At 66.7% G+C, this 17616-nt stretch carries 17 protein-coding genes; 11 read left to right on the forward strand and 6 right to left on the reverse strand.

Going from position 1 to position 17616, the window contains the following annotated elements; all coding sequences use genetic code 11:
- Positions 1-356: 4Fe-4S dicluster domain-containing protein (locus ACOJB8_RS32825; RefSeq protein ID WP_475016273.1), on the forward strand; the 356-nt coding region annotated here is incomplete at its 5' end.
- A 96-nt stretch (positions 357-452) separates the two neighbouring features.
- Here the strand turns inward: ACOJB8_RS32825 and aroC are convergent.
- The 3 genes from aroC to ACOJB8_RS32840 form a co-directional block, all read right to left on the reverse strand.
- Positions 453-1553, reverse strand: coding sequence for a chorismate synthase (gene aroC, locus ACOJB8_RS32830; protein ID WP_069268651.1), 1101 nt, complete (start codon positions 1551-1553; stop codon positions 453-455).
- Between the two features lie 143 nt (positions 1554-1696).
- Positions 1697-3682, reverse strand: coding sequence for an MFS transporter (locus ACOJB8_RS32835; protein ID WP_342945949.1), 1986 nt, complete (start codon positions 3680-3682; stop codon positions 1697-1699).
- Positions 3683-3785: 103 nt separating this feature from the next.
- The gene (locus tag ACOJB8_RS32840; protein WP_324156738.1) at positions 3786-4241 is read right to left on the reverse strand and encodes a CBS domain-containing protein; all 456 of its coding nucleotides are present in this window, start codon (positions 4239-4241) and stop codon (positions 3786-3788) included.
- A 294-nt stretch (positions 4242-4535) separates the two neighbouring features.
- Between ACOJB8_RS32840 and ACOJB8_RS32845 the strand changes: the two genes are divergently transcribed.
- The 3 genes from ACOJB8_RS32845 (at position 4536) to ACOJB8_RS32855 (ending at position 7134) form a co-directional block, all read left to right on the forward strand.
- Entirely contained in the window at positions 4536-5882 is a 1347-nt protein-coding gene (locus tag ACOJB8_RS32845) for an O-acetylhomoserine aminocarboxypropyltransferase (RefSeq protein WP_342945950.1), read from the forward strand.
- Complete coding sequence (locus ACOJB8_RS32850) at positions 5879-6718, forward strand: alpha/beta hydrolase (protein ID WP_368729543.1); 840 nt, start codon at positions 5879-5881, stop codon at positions 6716-6718. The genes ACOJB8_RS32845 and ACOJB8_RS32850 overlap by 4 nt, the downstream gene beginning before the upstream one ends.
- A 95-nt stretch (positions 6719-6813) precedes the next feature.
- On the forward strand, positions 6814-7134 hold the full coding sequence (locus tag ACOJB8_RS32855; protein WP_069268656.1) for an Mpo1-like protein: 321 nt from the start codon (positions 6814-6816) through the stop codon (positions 7132-7134).
- 46 nt (positions 7135-7180) lie between these two features.
- On the opposite strand, the gene ACOJB8_RS32860 is transcribed toward ACOJB8_RS32855, so the two are convergent.
- Entirely contained in the window at positions 7181-8482 is a 1302-nt protein-coding gene (locus tag ACOJB8_RS32860; RefSeq protein WP_475016276.1) for a YihY family inner membrane protein, read from the reverse strand.
- Positions 8483-8675: 193 nt separating this feature from the next.
- On the opposite strand from ACOJB8_RS32860, the gene wrbA reads away from it, so the two are divergent.
- The 4 genes from wrbA (at position 8676) to ACOJB8_RS32880 (ending at position 12132) form a co-directional block, all read left to right on the forward strand.
- Positions 8676-9293, forward strand: coding sequence for an NAD(P)H:quinone oxidoreductase (gene wrbA, locus ACOJB8_RS32865; protein WP_069268657.1), 618 nt, complete (start codon positions 8676-8678; stop codon positions 9291-9293).
- 68 nt (positions 9294-9361) lie between these two features.
- Positions 9362-9718, forward strand: a complete 357-nt coding sequence (locus tag ACOJB8_RS32870; protein ID WP_069268699.1) for a DUF2069 domain-containing protein — start codon at positions 9362-9364, stop codon at positions 9716-9718.
- Positions 9719-9858: 140 nt separating this feature from the next.
- Entirely contained in the window at positions 9859-11295 is a 1437-nt protein-coding gene (locus ACOJB8_RS32875) for an FAD-binding oxidoreductase (RefSeq protein ID WP_475016278.1), read from the forward strand.
- A gap of 30 nt (positions 11296-11325) precedes the next feature.
- A complete protein-coding gene (locus ACOJB8_RS32880; RefSeq protein ID WP_475016323.1) occupies positions 11326-12132 on the forward strand; it encodes a metallophosphoesterase in 807 nt (268 codons plus the stop codon).
- Positions 12133-12150: 18 nt separating this feature from the next.
- Here the strand turns inward: ACOJB8_RS32880 and ACOJB8_RS32885 are convergent, their stop codons facing one another.
- Positions 12151-12294 carry a hypothetical protein gene (locus tag ACOJB8_RS32885; protein WP_169739136.1) on the reverse strand — a complete coding sequence of 48 codons (144 nt, stop codon included), beginning with the start codon at positions 12292-12294 and terminating at the stop codon, positions 12151-12153.
- A gap of 144 nt (positions 12295-12438) precedes the next feature.
- On the reverse strand, positions 12439-13377 hold the full coding sequence (locus tag ACOJB8_RS32890) for a LysR family transcriptional regulator (protein WP_069268660.1): 939 nt from the start codon (positions 13375-13377) through the stop codon (positions 12439-12441).
- A gap of 156 nt (positions 13378-13533) precedes the next feature.
- Between ACOJB8_RS32890 and ACOJB8_RS32895 the strand changes: the two genes are divergently transcribed.
- From ACOJB8_RS32895 to ACOJB8_RS32905, 3 genes are read left to right on the forward strand one after another with little or no spacing between them, the layout of a single operon-like run.
- Positions 13534-15162, forward strand: coding sequence for an efflux transporter outer membrane subunit (locus ACOJB8_RS32895; protein WP_406952063.1), 1629 nt, complete (start codon positions 13534-13536; stop codon positions 15160-15162).
- An 11-nt stretch (positions 15163-15173) separates the two neighbouring features.
- Positions 15174-17417 (forward strand): FUSC family protein, encoded by a 2244-nt coding sequence (locus ACOJB8_RS32900; protein ID WP_475016281.1) that lies wholly within the window; start codon positions 15174-15176, stop codon positions 17415-17417.
- A complete protein-coding gene (locus ACOJB8_RS32905; protein WP_042271036.1) occupies positions 17407-17607 on the forward strand; it encodes a DUF1656 domain-containing protein in 201 nt (66 codons plus the stop codon). The genes ACOJB8_RS32900 and ACOJB8_RS32905 overlap by 11 nt, the downstream gene beginning before the upstream one ends.
- Positions 17608-17616 lie beyond the last annotated feature (9 nt).

Genomic DNA, 17616 nt, shown 5'->3' on the forward strand with positions numbered 1-17616 from the left:
CTTCGCAGTGCAAGCCGATCGAGTATCCGAAGCCCGACGGCAAGCTCACGTTCGACCGGCTCTCCTCGGTGTTCATCTCGAACACGAACCACGAAGAGAACCAGCCCGCGCACCTCACGCTCAAGGACGCGAGCGTGCCCGTGAACGTGAACCTGCGCACCTACGCGGGCCCCGAAGCGCGCTTCTGCCCGGCCGCGGTGTACGAGTTCATGAAGAACGACGACGGCAGCGACCGTCTGCAGATCAACGCGCAGAACTGCGTGCATTGCAAGACCTGCGACATCAAGGACCCGACGCAGAACATCGTGTGGGTCACGCCCGAAGGCGGCGGCGGGCCGAACTATCCGAACATGTAAGTCCGACAGGCGAAAAAAAGCCGCTTCAGGTGTGAGCCTGAAGCGGCTTTTTTGTTGCCTGCGCAACGCGTGCGGCTCACGCCGCAGCGATCGGCATCACTCGTCGCTGGCCGCGATCTTCGGCGTCGTCACGACGACGTCGGCATTCTGCGCGCGGTGGCGCATTGCGTGATCGATCAGCACGAGCGCGAGCATGGCCTCGGCGATCGGCGTCGCGCGAATGCCCACACACGGGTCGTGGCGCCCGAAGGTCTCGACCGTTGCGGGATCGCCCGCCTTGTCGATCGAGCGCCGCGGCGTGCGGATGCTCGAGGTCGGCTTGATGGCGATCGAGACGGTAATGTCCTGCCCCGTCGAAATACCGCCGAGCACGCCGCCGGCGTGATTACCGTGGAACCCGTTGGGCGTGAGTTCGTCACCGTGCACCGAGCCGCGCTGTGCGACGCTCGCGAAGCCCGCGCCGATCTCCACGCCCTTCACCGCGTTGATGCCCATCATGGCGTGCGCAATGTCGGCATCGAGCCGGTCGAAAAGCGGCTCGCCCCAGCCTACCGGCACCCCGCTCGCCACCACGTTCACGCGCGCGCCGATCGAGTCGCCGTCCTTGCGCAACGCATCCATGTAGTCCTCGAGCTGCGGCACGACGTCGGCGTTCGGCACGAAAAACGGGTTCTCGTGCACGTGCTCCCAACTCACGAACGGCACGTCGATCTCGCCGAGCGCGCGCATGTAGCCGCGCACTTCCACCCCGAAACGCTCGCGCAGCCACTTCTTCGCCACCGCCCCCGCCGCGACCGTGGGCGCCGTGAGGCGCGCCGACGAGCGGCCGCCGCCGCGGTAATCGCGAATGCCGTACTTCTGCCAGTAGGTGTAGTCGGCATGACCGGGACGGAAGGTCTCGACGATGTTGCCGTAGTCCTTGCTGCGCTGGTCGGTATTACGGATCAGGAGCGCGATGGGCGTGCCCGTGGTGAGCCCTTCGAACACGCCCGAGAGAATCTCGACCTTGTCCTCTTCCTGGCGCTGCGTCACGTGACGCGACGTGCCGGGGCGGCGGCGGTCCAGGTCGATCTGGATGTCGGCTTCGGTGAGCGCCATGCCGGGCGGGCAGCCGTCGATGACGCAGCCAATGGCCGGGCCGTGGGATTCGCCGAAGGTGGTGACGGTGAAAAGCGTACCGAGCGTGTTGCCGGACATGGCGGTCGTCCAAAGTGAATCGGGGAATCCAATATTATGCCAGCCCGCGCGCGGCGACGCCCGACCGGGCGGTCGGGCTGTCGGGCGAGCGCCGGGTGAGAAGCGGCGGCGTGACGCCGGTTTGGACGGCGCGTGGTCCGGCGTCAGCGCCGCGCGCCGCGCAGTTCCGTCACCGTCTCCTGCAAGCGCTCAAGCGTAGCGTCCGCCGCCGCGATCGGCTCGCCCACCGCGAGCGTCAAACGGCTCGTCAGACCGCGTCGCAGCGGCCGCTCCTGGCCGGACCCCGCGAAGCGCGAAAACGCACTGCCCCACAGCCCGCGCAGCGCCATCGGCACGACCGGCACGGGCGAGCGCCGCAAGATTTCGCTCACGCCGTGGCGAAACGGGTTCATCTCCCCGGTGCGGGTGAGCTTGCCCTCGGGAAAAATGCAGACGAGGTCGCCCTCGGCCAGCGCGGCCGCGCACGCGTCGTAGGCAGCGGCGAGCGCATTCGGGTCCTCGTGCGCGGGCGCAATCGGAATGGCCTTGGCGTGGCGGAACACCCAGCCGACGAACGGCGAGCGGAATATCTGCTGATCCATCACGAAGCGGATCGGGCGCGGGCTCTCGGCCATGATGACGATCGCATCGACATAGCTCACGTGATTGCAGACGAGCACTGCCGCGCCCTCGGCCGGTATGCGTTCGGTATGCACGAGCCGCACGCGGTAGACCGTATGTACGAGCACCCACGCCACGAAGCGCAGCAGGAACTCGGGCACGAGCGTGTAGATATAGGCCGCCACGACGATATTGAGCAGCGCCGTGGTCAGAAAGATGCCGGGAATGCCGACGCCCGCGGATGTGAGCGCCATCGCCATGAGCGCCGAGACGATCATGAAGAGCGAATTGAGGATGTTGTTCGCGGCGATGATGCGCGCGCGGTGGCTGGGCGCGCTGCGGCTCTGGATCAACGCGTAGAGCGGCACGCTGTAGAAGCCGCCGAACATGGCGAGCAGGAACAGGTCGGCGAGCACGCGCCAATGCGCGGCGATGCGCAGGAATTCGCCCACCGAAAGCAGATGGGACGCGGCAGGCAACGCGTGGCTCGCAAAGAAGAGATCGATGCCGAACACGCTCATGCCGATCGAGCCGAGCGGCACGAGGCCCACCTCGATGCGCCGCCGCGAGAGCCGCTCGCAGAGCAGCGAACCCGAGCCGATGCCGAGTGAAAACATGGCGAGCAGCACGGTCACGACGTCGGGGTCGGCCGACATCACGTCCTTCGCGAAATTGAAGAACGAGGCGAGAAACGTTGCGCCCACGAACCAGAGCCACGAGATGCCGAGCAGGCTCAGGAACACGGTGCGGTTGCCGTGCGCAAGGCGCAGGTTGCGCCAGGTTTCGGAGACCGGATTCCAGTTGATGCGCAGGTCCGGCTGCGACGGCTCGCACGGCGGCACGAAGGCCGACGCCACGCGCCCCGCGAGCGCGATGACAATGCACATGCCGCCGAGCCACCATGCACCAAGGGGCGGCCCCAGGTCCGCATGCGCCGACGCGGGATCCATCGCGCCGATACCCGCCGCCACGCCCCCGACGATCGTGCCGAGCAAAATCGCGACGAACGTGCCCATCTCGACGAGCCCGTTGCCGCCAACCAGTTCATCAGGCGCAAGGCGCTGCGGGAGGTACGCGTACTTGACCGGCCCGAACACGGTGGAATGCACGCCCATCAGGAAAGTGCACGCGAACAGCAGCGGCGCGCTGTGCATCCAGAAGCCGGCCGCGCCGATCAGCATGACCGCGATCTCGAAGGTCTTGACCCAGCGCGTGAGCATCGCCTTGTCGTACTTGTCGGCGACTTGGCCCGAGGTCGCGGAAAACAGCACGAACGGCAGGATGAAAATGGCCGAGATGAGGAACGCGACCGTCTTCGGATCGACGCCGGAAAAGCGCGCGGCCTGATAGGTGACGAGCGAGGTGAAGCCGATCTTGAAGACGTTGTCGTTCATCGCCCCGAGGAACTGCGTCCAGAAAAACGGGGCGAAACGACGCTGGCGCAGCAGCGCGAACTGCGAAACGTGGTCACCCTCATGGTGCGCTTTACGCTTGTCGCGCTGCGCCGCGGGCATCGGTCTATCGTTCATCGAACAGGAATCGCACTGACAGAATTCATGGGGCCCAGACGCGAAAAAGCGCGCCTGACGCGCGCTTTTCCATACTGATCAATCGGGCGAAGTCGGGCTGCGCTCAGCGCGCCGGCTGACGCTCCTCTTCGGGCCAGTCGCGAATATACGCCTTGAGCAGCTTGTTTTCGAAGCCCTGCGCTTCGACCACGGCCTTCGCCACGTCGTAGAACGAGATCACGCCCATGAGCGAGCGGCTTTCCATGACCGGCAGGTAGCGTACGTGGTGCTCGAGCATCATGCGGCGCACTTCGTCGACCTCGGTCTCCGGCGTGCAGGTGATGGGATGATCGTCCATGACCTTGCGGATCGTCGTGGTGCCGACGCTGCCGCCGTTTGCACGCAGCGTAAGGATGATCTCGCGGAACGTGAGCATGCCGACCAGATCGCCATACTCCATGACGACGAGCGAGCCGATATCGTGCTCGGCCATGGTGTTGACTGCCTCGTTCAGCGCAGTATCGGGCGTGACGGTGAAGAGCGTATTACCCTTCACCTTGAGGATGTCGCTGACACGCATGATGTGTCTCCAGGAATGCCGCTAGTAATGGGGGAAATGCTGAAAAGATGCCTACCTGATTCGATCCTAGCGGAAAGATTGTTAAAAGGAAAGCCGCGCGGCGGGCGCTCCGCGGCGTACCGAAACGTCTGTCGAAAGCCGTGGCGAGGGGTTTTCCGGCGCGAAAACGGCCACGCGGGGCGCGCCCCATCAGGCCCGAAAAAACGCCCGGCCGGGCGTCCCCGCGCCCCGCCGCCGGTGTTACGATGCCCTTCACCTCGATACCAGGCCGGTTCGCGCCGGCGCGCCGCCACGATGTCATCGAATCCCGCATCCAATCCCGATAGCCGCTTCGACACGCTCGCGCTGCATGCGGGCGCGGCGCCCGACCCCGCCACCGGCGCCCGCGCGACGCCGATCTACCTCACCACCTCGTTCTCGTTTCGCGACACCGACCACGCCGCCGCGCTCTTCAACATGGAGCGCGCGGGCCACGTGTACTCGCGCATCTCGAACCCGACCGTCGCCGTGTTCGAAGAGCGCGTGGCGGCGCTCGAAGGCGGCGCGGGCGCGATCGGCACCGCGAGCGGCCAGGCGGCGCTGCATCTCGCGATCGCGACGTTGATGGGCGCGGGCTCGCACATCGTCGCCTCGGCGGCGCTTTACGGCGGCTCGCACAACCTGCTGCACTACACGCTCAAGCGCTTCGGCATCGAGACGACCTTCGTGAAGCCCGGCGACCTCGACGCCTGGCGCGCGGCGCTGCGGCCCAATACGCGCCTGCTGTTCGGCGAAACGCTCGGCAACCCGGGCCTCGACGTGCTCGACATCGAAGCCGTCGCGCAGATCGCGCACGCCCATGGCGTGCCGCTCCTCGTCGATTCGACGTTCACCACGCCTTACCTGCTGCGCCCCTTCGAGCACGGCGCCGACCTCGTCTATCACTCGGCCACCAAGTTCCTCGGCGGCCATGGCACGACGATCGGCGGCGTGCTGGTCGATGGCGGCACGTTCGACTTCGAAGCGTCGGGCCGCTTTCCCGAACTCACCGAACCCTATGCGGGCTTTCACGACATGGTGTTCAGCGAGGAAAGCACGGTCGCGCCCTTCTTGCTGCGCGCGCGGCGCGAGGGCCTGCGCGACTTCGGCGCGTGCCTGCATCCGCAGGCCGCGTGGCAATTGCTGCAAGGCATCGAAACGCTGCCGCTGCGCATGGAGCGGCATGTGGCGAACGCGCGGCGCATCGTCGAATATCTCGCCGCGCACGAGGCGGTCGAATCGGTCGCGTGGCCGGAACTGCCGAGCCATCCCGATTACGCGCTGGCGAAGCGCCTGCTGCCGCGTGGCGCGGGCGCGGTGTTCAGCTTCAATCTGCGCGGCGGCCGCGCGGCGGGCAAGCGCTTCATCGAAGCGCTCACGCTGTTCTCGCATCTGGCCAACGTCGGCGACGCGCGCTCACTCGTGATCCACCCCGCCTCGACCACGCATTTCCGCATGGACGCCGCGGCACTGGCCGCCGCCGGCATCGCGGAGGGCACGATCCGGCTCTCGATCGGGCTCGAAGACCCTGCCGACCTGGTCGATGACCTCAAGCGCGCACTGAAGGCGTCGCAAAAAGTGGACGCATCGAAAGGCAAGTCCGCCGGCAAGGAGGCATCATGATCGTCGATGTCGCCGGCAAACCGGTCTACATCTACACGGCCTCGCACGCGATCGACCACGCGCTGCCGTTCGTGGTGTTCGTCCACGGCGCGCAGCACGACCACAGCGTCTGGGCGCTGCAATCGCGCTATTTCGCCAACCACGGTTTCAATGCGCTGGCCGTCGATCTGCCCGGCCATCTGCGCAGCGCGGGTCCGGCGCTCACGAGCATCGGCGCGCTCGCCGACTGGCTCGCCGCACTGCTCGACGCGCTGAACGCCCCGCAGGCCTTCGTCGCCGGCCACAGCATGGGCTCGCTCGTCGCGCTCGAATTCGCGGCACGCCATCCCGAACGCGCGCAGCGCATCGCCCTGCTCGCCACCGCATTCCCGATGACGGTCGCGCCTACCCTGCTCGAAGCCGCGCGCGAGCGCGAGCCGGAGGCGATCGCGCTCGTCAACGCGTGGTCGCACTCGACGCTCGCCGCCAAGCCGTCGAGCCCGGGGCCCGGCTTCTGGCTGCGCGGCATGAACCAGCGGCTCATGGAGCGCGTCTCCGCGCGCGGCGAGCCGCAGCTTTTCCATACCGATTTCGCGGCGTGCAATGCCTATGCGGACGGCCTCGCCAGCGCCGCGAAAGTCCGCTGCCCGGTGCGCCTGATCGTCGGCAAACGCGACGCGATGACGCCCCCGCGCGCTGCGCGCGCCCTCGCCGACGCCCTCGCCCAAGCGGGCACGCCCGTGGACACGGTCACGCTGGACGCCGGCCACGCGCTGATGACGGAGCAGCCCGATGCGACGCTCGATGCGCTCTACGCTTTTGCAACGCAGCAAACACCGCGCGTGGGCAACGGCTGACGGCGGTGACTTGCCCGGGTTGCACGGTCGTTTGGAACGCCGCAGAATGGCTCAATCAACCATCCCCTGCGTACCCGCGCAGAAAGGAGGAGACGATGCAACCCACCACGCATACCGAGCACTTTTCGAGCTTCGCGCAGTTCTATCCGTTTTACCTGAGCGAGCACAGCAATCTCATGTCGCGGCGGCTGCATTTCATCGGGTCGCTTGGCGTGATCGGCTTCGTCTGCATGGCGATCGCCACCGGCAACTGGCTCTGGCTGCCGCTTGCCGTCGTGTGCGGCTACGGCTTCGCGTGGGTCGGCCATTTCAAGTTCGAGAAGAACCGCCCGGCCACCTTCCGTCACCCCATCTACAGCTTGATGGGCGACTGGGTCATGTTCGCGGATATCTGCCGCGGCAAGATTTCCCTTTGATTCGAATTTGATGCGACGGCGCGCCTGTCATGGGCGCGCCGCCTCGTCATGCCGCCGGATGCGGGAGCACTGGCGGATGCTCCTCCGTGAGCGCCGGAAAACGCCGCGTCGCGAGCAGCGACGCGAGTGAAATCGCGAGCTTGTCGTTGTCGAGCGCACCCAGCAGCAGGTGCGCGTCGATACTGCTCGACTTGAGCTGATACGCCAGTTCCTCGCGATCGATCGCAAAGCGGTCGAAGATGCGCGTCACCGAAATGCGCGCGGGATTGCCGATCAGCAGGAACAGCGTTTTCGCGCGTTCCTCCTGCTCGAGACGCCCCACGAGTTCATCCTCCTCGAGGCCGTCGATCAGGCGCGTAACCGTGGCCAGGTCGCGGCGCAACAACACTGCGAGCTGTTCGATCGTGCGGCCCGGCTCGCCCGCTTCCCGCGCATCGGCGAGACCCGCGAGCAGTTCGAGCGCGTCGAGCAGATCGCTGCCCGGAAAGCGCGGCCGGTCGAAGCGCCCGGTGCGGATTTCGGGCAAAGCGGAGGTGATCATCGCGCCCACGAGCGTGATGAACCAGCTCAGGTACATCCATAGCAGGAACATCGGCGCGGCCGCGAAGGCGCCATAAACAGCCGTATAAGTCGGAATACGCCGCACGTAGTAACCAAAGCCACGCTTGGCCGCCTCGAATGCGATCGCCGCTGCGATGCCGCCAACCAATGCGTCGCGCCACTGCACGCGGCAGTTCGGCAGATACACATAGAGCATCGTGAACGCGAGCGACGTCAGCGGCAGCGAGGCGCCGATCAGCATCCAGTCGAGGATGCCCGAAACGTGCTGCTCGGTCGCGATCACGGCCGAACGCGTGAACACGTACGAGGAGATCGAGAGGCTCACGCCGATCAGGATCGGCCCGAGCGTGAGAATGGCCCAGTAGACGAGCACGCGCTGCGCGAACGGGCGCGCCTTGCGCACACGCCAGATCAGATTGAAGGCCGACTCCACGGTCATCATCGTCATGACCGAGGTGACGAAGAGCACGATCATGCCCATCGTCGTGAGGCCCTTGGCCTTCGAGGCGAACTGGTTCAGGTACTTGAAGATCTGGCTGTTGATCTGCGCCGGCATGAGGTGATCGGCGAGAAAGGCCTGCAGCGAGTTCTGGAACGAAGCGAAGATCGGGAACGCGGTGAAAAGCGCAAACGCGACCGTGGCGAGCGGCACGAGCGAAAGCAGCGTGGTGAAGGTGAGGCTGCCCGCGACCTGCGCAATGCGATCTTCGCGACTGCGCCGCGCCGCGAAACGCGCGAGGCGCTTCACGATGTCCAGATCGATCCTCACCCTCGACAGCACATCCATTGGCCTGCTTTCCTCGCCACCGTGAACACGTTGATTGCCGCGCTTGCTTGACGCCGTTTTTTGCCGCTGATCCGGCGCGCACGCAGTGTACCTATTTGCCGATGATTTGCGCGTAAGATGCGCGTCGCTCGCCGGTGCGCCGCTGCGGCGGCAGACCCAACCCCTATAATATCCCGTCCACCGACGAGGCCCGATGAAACCGATTCTTGTGCTCTATTACAGCCGGCATGGCGCAACGCGCGAACTCGCGCGCGCCATCGCCCAGGGTATCGACAGTGTTCCCGGCGCCGAAGCGCGCGTGCGCACGGTGCCGCCCGTCTCGACGGTCTGCGAGGCCACCGCGCCCGACATCCCCGCCGACGGGCCGCCCTACGTCGAACTGCGCGACCTCGAAGAATGCGCGGGCCTCGCGCTCGGCTCGCCCACGCGCTTCGGCAACATGGCCGCGCCGCTCAAATACTTTCTCGACGGCACCACACCGCAGTGGCTTTCGGGTGCGCTCGCGGGCAAGCCCGCTTGCGTGTTCACATCGACGGGCAGCCTGCACGGCGGCCAGGAGAGCACGCTGCTCTCGATGATGCTGCCGCTGCTCCATCACGGCATGCTGCTCGTGGGCATCCCCTACACGGAAAGCGCGCTCACGACCACGCAGGGCGGCGGCTCGCCCTACGGCGCCTCGCATCACGCGCGCCAGGACGCGCGCGGCCACGGTTTGAGCGCCGATGAAAAGACGCTCGCGAGCGCGCTGGGCGTGCGGCTTGCGCGCGCGGCGCTCGCACTCGCCGTCACCGAGCAAGGCCAGCGGCTGTGAATACCGGCGTGGACGGCATCGCCGAGCCCATCGTCCAGCGTCGCGGCGCCGCGCTCGGCGCTTTTGCGATGCTCGCCGCGCTCACGCTGCTGTGCATTGCGTGGGAGTGGCGGCTCGCGCCGCTGCGCCCCGGCGGCAGCGCGCTCGTGCTCAAGGCCGTGCCGCTCGCCATCGCGCTGCCTGGCGTGCTGCGACGCAGGCTCTACACGCTGCAATGGGCGGCGATGCTCGTGCTGCTGTACTTCGCGGAAGGCATCGTGCGCGGCATGACCGATCCCGCGCCCGGCAACCGGCTCGGCTGGGTGGAAGTCGCGCTGGCTCTTGGTTTTTTCGCGTGTGCGCTTGCCTATGTCGCGCCGTACAAGCGCGCGGCAAAGCGTGCCGCGAAGTCCGCCGCAAAGTCCGCTAAAAGCGAGTCGGCCTAAGCGACGGCCTTCCACGCCGCGACCGCCTCGTCCACGAGCGCTGCGTGAAGGTTACCGCCGTGTCAAACTAAACGTTTGAGCCTCGCGACTTCATGACAATCGCGCCGCGAGCCAGCCCAGGCGCGTATATCCGAGACACCATGACCAACTCCGCCCCGACCGCCTGCCAAGCCTTTCTCGACGCCTGCGCCGCCGCCATCGGTGCGCAATACGTGCTGACCGACGCGCACGATACCGCGCCCTACCTCGCCGACTGGCGCCGCCGCTACCAGGGCGCGGCCGTCGCGGTGCTCTGCCCGGCCAATACGCAGGAAGTCGCCGCGATCGTGAAGCTCGCGCGCGAGCATCGCGTGGCGCTCGTGCCGCAAGGCGGCAACACGGGCCTCGCGGGCGGCGCCACGCCGGACGTGAGCGGCACCCAGGCCGTGCTGAGCCTGCGCCGCCTGAACCGCGTGCGCGAAATCGATCCGCACAACAACACCATCACCGTCGAAGCCGGCGTGATCCTCGCCGAAGTCCAGGCGCGCGCAAAAGATGCGGGCCGCCTCTTCCCGCTCTCGCTCGCGGCCGAAGGCAGCTGCACGATCGGCGGCAATCTCTCGACCAACGCGGGCGGCACCGGCGTGCTGCGCTATGGCAATACGCGCGAGTTGTGTCTCGGCCTCGAAGTCGTCACGCCGCAAGGCGAGATCTGGGACGGTCTGCGCGGGCTGCGCAAGGACAACACCGGCTACGATCTGCGCGATCTCTTCATTGGCGCGGAAGGCACGCTCGGCATCATCACCGCCGCCGTCATGAAGCTGCATCCGCTGCCGGCCGCGCGCGTCACCGCGCTCGCCGCGCTCGGCTCGGCACATGCGGCGCTCGACTTCCTCGCGCTCGCGCAGCGCTACGCCGGGCCGCTGCTCACGGGCTTCGAGCTGATGTCGGACTTCTGCATGGCGCTCGTCGGCCGTCATTTCCCGCAACTGCGCTATCCGTTCGCGGAGCATCACGCGCAGGTCGTGCTGCTCGAACTGTCGGACAACGAAAGCGAAGAGCACGCGCGCGCCCTCTTCGAGCGGCTCATGGAAGAAGCGCTCGAACAAGGTCTCGTGGAAGACGCCGTGGTCGCGGAAAGCCTCGCGCAGTCGCAGGCGTTCTGGAATATCCGCGAGCACATTCCGCTCGCGCAGGCGCAGGAAGGGTTGAACATCAAGCACGATATCGGGGTGCCGATCTCGCGCATCGGCCATTTCATCGAGGAAACCGACGCCGAAATCGCCCGCGCGGTGCCCGGCGCGCGCATGGTCACCTTCGGCCATCTCGGCGACGGCAATCTGCACTACAACGTGCAGGCGCCCGAAGGCGGCGACCCGAAGCGCTTCCTCGCCGAAAACGAGAAGACGCTGAACCGCATCGTCTACGACAGCGTGGATCGCCATCGCGGCACGATCAGTGCGGAACACGGCCTCGGGCGGCTGAAGATCGACGAGAACATGCACTACAAGAGCGAGGTCGAACTCGCGCTGATGCGCGCGATCAAGACCGCGCTCGATCCGCTGAATCTGATGAATCCGGGGAAAGTGCTGCGCTGAACGCGCGGGACGCAAGGAGCCGACATCGTGTTGAAGATCCGCGTGCTGTCCGACCTGCATCTGGAAAACGACGAGCCCGACACGATCCCGCATGCGCAGGCCGATCTCGTCGTGCTCGCGGGTGACATCCACAATCACGGGTTGGGCTTGCGCTGGGCGGCGGAAACGTTCGATCCGCAGGTGCCGGTGGTGTACGTGCCCGGAAATCACGAGTACTACGACGGCGATCTCGGCGCGCTGGAAACGGCGATGCGCGACGCCGCCTCCACGCTCGACAACGTGCATTTCCTCAACGATGGCGTCTACGTCGATCCGGCGGGCCGCTTTCGGGTGTTAGGCACGACGCTGTGGGCCGACTTCGCACTCTTCGGCGCCGACCACGCCGCGCGTGAAGCCGCCATAGCGGCAGCGATGCGCGTGATGCTGGATTTTCGCGGATTGATCCAGGTGTCCTGGCCGGACAGCCCGCAAGCAGGTGCCCGCGACTTCACGCCGGCCGACTCGCTCGCGCTCCACGCGCGTTCGCGCGCATGGCTCGAAGCGGAACTGGCGAAGCCCTTCGCGGGCGAGACGATCGTCGTCACGCATCACGCGCCGCATAAAGGGAGTCTGGCGCCGCGCTACGCGGAGGATCTGGTGTCGGCGGGATTCGTGAGCGATCTCGGCGCGCTCGTGCGCGCGCCGGTCGCGCTATGGATACATGGCCACACGCATACGTGCTTCGACTACACGGTCAACGGCACCCGCGTGGTGTGCAATCCGCGCGGCTACCGCGACCGCCGCACGGGGCAGCCGGAGAATCCGGCCTTTGCTTGGGACAAGGTGGTGGAGATCTAGCGAGGCAAACCCGCAACTTTAGTGCATGCGTGCGTCGTCGCGGCGCACGCGCAGCGTCGCGGGCTGGAGCTGCGCGCGGCGCATGCGCAGCAGATCGCGCGATGCCGCGATGCCGATCAGGCCCATCATCACGGCGATGCCGATCATCAGATGCGTATCCATTCGAGTTTCCGGTGTTGGCAGAAAAAGGTTGCGTGAAACAGTCCCGCTACCTTACCAAGCCACCGCGCCGCCGGGCGTAAGGAAGTGTTGCCATCTGCGCAAGCTGTAACAGGCTGTCACGGCCCGCGCGCCATTTGATTGCGCTCAGGTGCGCGCGAACTGGCGCAGCTCGTTGTGATCCCGAGCGAGTGTCGAAGGCATGCTCTCGCGCAGCAGTTCGACCCACGTGCGGATCTTCGCGTCGAGATACTGGCGCGACGGATAAACCGCAAAGACGTTCATCTCCTGCGACTTGTACTCCGGCAGGATCCATTGCAGCTCGCCGCTGCGCAGACCGCTGATCGCCGAATAGATCGGCAGCAGGCCCACGCCCATGCCCTCGCGCACGGCCACCGCCATCGCCTCCGCCACGTTCACCTGGAAGGTCGCCGGGCCGAGGTCGATCGTGGCCTCGCCTTCGGGGCCCGTGAACTGCCACTGCGAGGTCGGGAACACGGGCGTCACCATCTGCAGGCAGGTGTGGTTCGCGAGATCCGCGGGCTTTTGCGGCACGCCGCGCTTTTCCAGATACGCCGGCGAGGCAACCACGATGCTGAACGCGCTCGTCAGCCGCTGCGACACGAAACCGGAATCCGGCAGATCGGTCGCGACGACGAGGGCCACGTCGTAGCCCTCGTCGAGCAGGTCCGGCATGCGCTGGGCGAGCGTGAGTTCCACGTGCACGTCCGGATAGCGCTGCTGATACTGCCCCACCGCCGGCACCACATAGTGCTGGCCGAAGCTCGTCATCGCGTGGACCTTGAGCTTTCCGGAGGGGCGCGCATGCGCGTCGCCGGCTTCCGCTTCGGCCTGATCCACGTAGGCGAGGATCTGCTCGCAGCGCTGCAGGTAGCGCTCACCCGCCTCGGTGAGCGCAATGCGGCGCGTCGTGCGGTTCAGCAGGCGCGTGCGCAGGTGCGCCTCCAGATCGGAAACCGCGCGCGAAGCGTAAGCCGTGGTCGTGTTCAGGTATTGCGCCGCGCCCGTGAAGCTGCCCGCCTCCACCACCCGGACGAATACACGCATGTTTTGAAGCGTATCCATACCAATCCTCTTTCTGACACACGAATTGTTTCATAATTCGTAAGATCGATTGTCTCACGTTTCGTAAAAATGCCTTGCATCCTTACCGGTTATTCATCAATCGCTCAAAAAATATAATGACACGCAGTGATTCATAGCCAAGATAAGGAGTAAATCGTGCAGTCTCCGGTACCGAAAGGACTAGCCGCACTCACGGTTCTTACGTTCTCGTTGATAATCGCGGGCTGCGCCAGTACCGGGGGCATCGCACCGCAAGCGCAACAGGCGCAAGCCGCGCAACTCGACGCCGGATCGGCGATCCGCGCGGCCAACACCGACGCCGGCTGGCCCGCCAGCGACTGGTGGCGCGGCTATAACGACCCTCAGCTGAATGCCTGGATCGAAGCCTCCGTGGCCGGCAACCCCTCGCTTGCCGCCGCCCAGGCGCGTGTGCGCGAAGCGCGCTCGATGGTCGGCGTGGCCCAGGCCGGGCTCCTGCCGCAAATCAACGGCAGCATGTCCATCCAGCGCCAGCAATGGTCCGACAACGTCTACTACGGGCCGGGCCCGCTCGCGGGTGCGAACACGTGGAACAACACAGCCACGCTCGGCCTGTCATATCACCTCGACCTCTGGGGCCAGGACAAGAACAATGCCGAGCGCGCGCTCGACGTAGCCCACGCCACCGCCGCCGACGCGCGCGCGGCGCAGCTCGAACTCGAAGTCAATGTCACGCGCACCTACATCGAGATGTCGATGAACTACGCGCTGCTCGACATCGCGAAGCAAACGCTCGGCCAGCAGCAACGCATTCTTGCGCTCGCGCAAAAGCGCCTGGCCGGCGGCATCGGCACGCAGCTCGAAGTGAGCCAGGCGCAAACGCCGCTGCCCGAATACGAACGCCAGATCGACGCGCTCGAAGAATCCATTGCGCTCGGCAAGAACCAGCTCGCGGCGCTCGCGGGCAAGGGCCCGGGCGCCGGTGAAGCGATCGAGCGGCCTGCGCTCTCGCTCGCGGCGCCTGCAGGTCTGCCCTCGGCGTTGCCCGCCCAGTTGATCGGCTATCGCCCCGACGTGGTCGCGGCGCGCTGGCTCGTCGCCGCGCAGGCGCGCGGCATCGACGTCGCGAAGGCCGACTTCTATCCGAACGTGAACCTGCTCGTTTCGATGGGCGGCTACGCGGCGGCCGGCCCGCTGTTCCAGTTCCTCAAGTCGATGAGCGGCAGCTATGCGGGCGGCCCCGCGTTCTCGCTGCCGATCTTCGACGGCGGACGCCTGCGCGCGCAGCTCGGCGCGCAGTCCGCCGCGTACGACATCGCCGTCGATCAGTACAACCAGACGATCGTCACCGCGCTCAAGGAAATCGCCGATCAGGTGGTGCGCATGCGCTCGCTCGCGACGCAGGAAGACGACGCACACCGCTCGGTCGCGGCCGCGCAGCGCAATTACGATCTCGCACAGGAAGGCTTCCGCCGCGGCCTGACCGACTATGTGAACGTGCTGATTGCGCAAACGCAGTTGCTGCGCGCCCAGGAAGGCGTCGCGCACATCCAGGCCGAGCGGCTGGCCGCCCATGCCACGCTCGTGGCGGCGCTGGGCGGCGGCATGATCGACGCATCGAGCGATGCCGCCGCAAAGGGCCCAACCGAAGCCGAGCAACTGCCCGCGCACGGCAAGAAGACGCGCGACGTGCCGCTCATGCCTGCGGCGCTGCTCGCGCCGCATGGCTCGCATGCTTCGTCCGGCCCCGACGCCGCCGATGCGAGCGCATCGGGCAATGCCGGCGCAGCCGGCACGGCGCACTGAGGCAGACGACGATGCAAGCGTCCACCTCCTCCCCTTCGCAGCCGGGCGGCCAAAGCCTCTACGCCGCGCTCGCCGACTGGGCGCGTACCGACGGCCTCGTGTGGATCTATCTCTTCAAGGCGATCGCCGCCGCGCTGCTCGCGCTCGGCATCGCCATGAAACTCGATCTGCCGCAGCCGCGCACGGCCATGACCACCGTGTTCATCGTGATGCAGCCGCAAAGCGGCCCCGTGTTCGCCAAGAGCTTCTATCGGCTTTGCGGCACGCTCGTGGGCCTCGTCGTGATGCTCGCGCTGATCGGCCTCTTCGCGCAGCAGCCGGAGCTTTTCATCGTCTCGACGGCGCTGTGGGTCGGCCTGTGCACCGCGGGCGCCGCGCGCAACCGCAACTTCCGCTCGTACGGCTTCGTGCTCGCGGGCTACACGGCGGCGCTGATCGGCATTCCGGCCTCGCAGCATCCCGACGGCGCGTTCATGTCGGCGATGACGCGCGTCGGCGAAATCTCGATCGGCATCCTTTGCTCGGGCTTCGTCAGCGCCGTGGTGTTTCCGCAGTTTACGGGCGAGCTGCTGCGCTCGAACGTGCGGCGCCGTTTCTCGTCGTTCGTCGATTACGTTTCGGCGGCGCTTGCCGGGCGTGTCGATCGTTCGCATATCGAAGCGAGCAATGCGCGGTTCGTCGCCGACGTCGTGGGTCTCGAAGCGAACCGCAGCATGGCCGTGTTCGAGTCGCCCGACGCGCGCATGCGCTCGGGGCGCCTCGCGCGCCTGAACACCGAGTTCATGACGGTCTCCACGCGCTTTCACGCACTGCATCAGTTGATGAACCGTCTGCGCGCGGACGGCTCCTCTGCAACCGTCGATGCGCTCGAACCGTACTTCCGCGAGATCGCGCCGCTGTTCGCCAAAGCAGGCGAGCCTGTGCTCACGGCCGCCGACGCAACGCACGTCTCGCAGCAACTAGACGACTACCGCTCGGCGCTGCCGCGGCGCGTGCGCGCCACGCGCACCGAACTCGAAGCACAAGGCGATGCGCGCCTGCTCGACTTCGACACCGCCACGGAGCTGCTCTACCGCTTCGTGCACGAGATGACCGAGTACACGGCCACCTACGCCTCGCTCGCCGTGGATACGCACTCGCGCGAGAAATGGATTTCGCGCTACGTGCCGAAGACCAACCTGATCGCAGCGGGCGTGGCAGGCCTGCGCGCCGCCGTCGTGATGACGCTGCTCGGCGCGTTCTGGATCGCCACCGCGTGGCCGAGCGGCACCAACCTCGTGCTCAATGCCGCCGCGACCTGCGCGCTCGCCTCGTCCGCGCCGCAGCCCTCGCGCATGGCGACGCAGATGGCGCTCGGCACTGTGCTCGCATCGGTCGTCGGCATGATTCTCACGTTCGGCGTGTTTCCGCACATCGACGGCTTCGTCATGCTGTGCGTCGCGCTCGCCCCCGCGCTCGCGTTCGGCGTGTTCCTCACGACGCGCCCGAGATACGCGGGCTACGGCGTGGGCTATTGCATCTTCCTGTGCTTTCTCGCGGGGCCGGACAACGTCGTGCAGTACAACCCGAGCAGCTACATGAACGACGCGCTCGCGCTCATTGCGTCGATGGCAGTCTCGGCGCTGGCGTTCGCCGTGCTCCTGCCGCCTTCCACGCCGTGGCTGCGCCGGCGACTGCTGGCCGACTTGCGCGGCGGCGCCGTGCACGCTTGCCGCGCGCGCCTGAAGGGACTGCGCAACCGCTTCGAGAGCGGCGCGCGCGACCTGATGTTCCAGCTCTCCGCGATCGCCGGCAACGACGACGCGCAACGCCGCGACACGATGCGCTGGCTCTTCTCGACGCTCGAAGTGGGCAACGCCGCGCTCGATCTGCGCCACGAACTGGCGACGCTGCCCGCGCATCCGCAGTACGCACGCGGAACGGCGTGGCGCGTGGCGATCGACGCGACGCTCAAAGCCGTGAGCGCGCTCTTCGACCGCCCGGGCGAGGCGCGTTACCGCGACGCGCTCGCCGCGACGGCTCGCGCGATCGACGCAAGCCAGGCCGTGCTGCAAGGCATGTGGCAACCCGAAGCGACGAGCGCAGCCGAGCGTGGCGACGCGCCGCGCGAAGAGCGCCACCAGCTGCAGCGCATCCAGAGCCATCTGCATTTCATCCGCACCGCGCTCATCGACCCGCAATCGCCGCTCGCGGTGTATGCGGGCAACGAAAGCGCGAACCCCGGCGCGAGCCAAGGAGCCAACCATGCCTCGTGACGTCGCGTTTCTCGACGCCTATATCCCGGCGATCGTGCTGCTCTTCATTCTGGGCGCGGCGATCACCTGGGTGCTCGATTCCGTACTGGCCCGAACCGGCCTCTACCGCGTCGTGTGGCACCCGTCCCTCTTTCGCGTGAGCCTGCTCGTGGTCGTGTGCTGCCTGCTCGGTCTCGCGGTCTATCACTGAATGCGTCAC

The sequence above is a fragment of the Paraburkholderia sp. BR10141 genome (assembly GCF_056155635.1).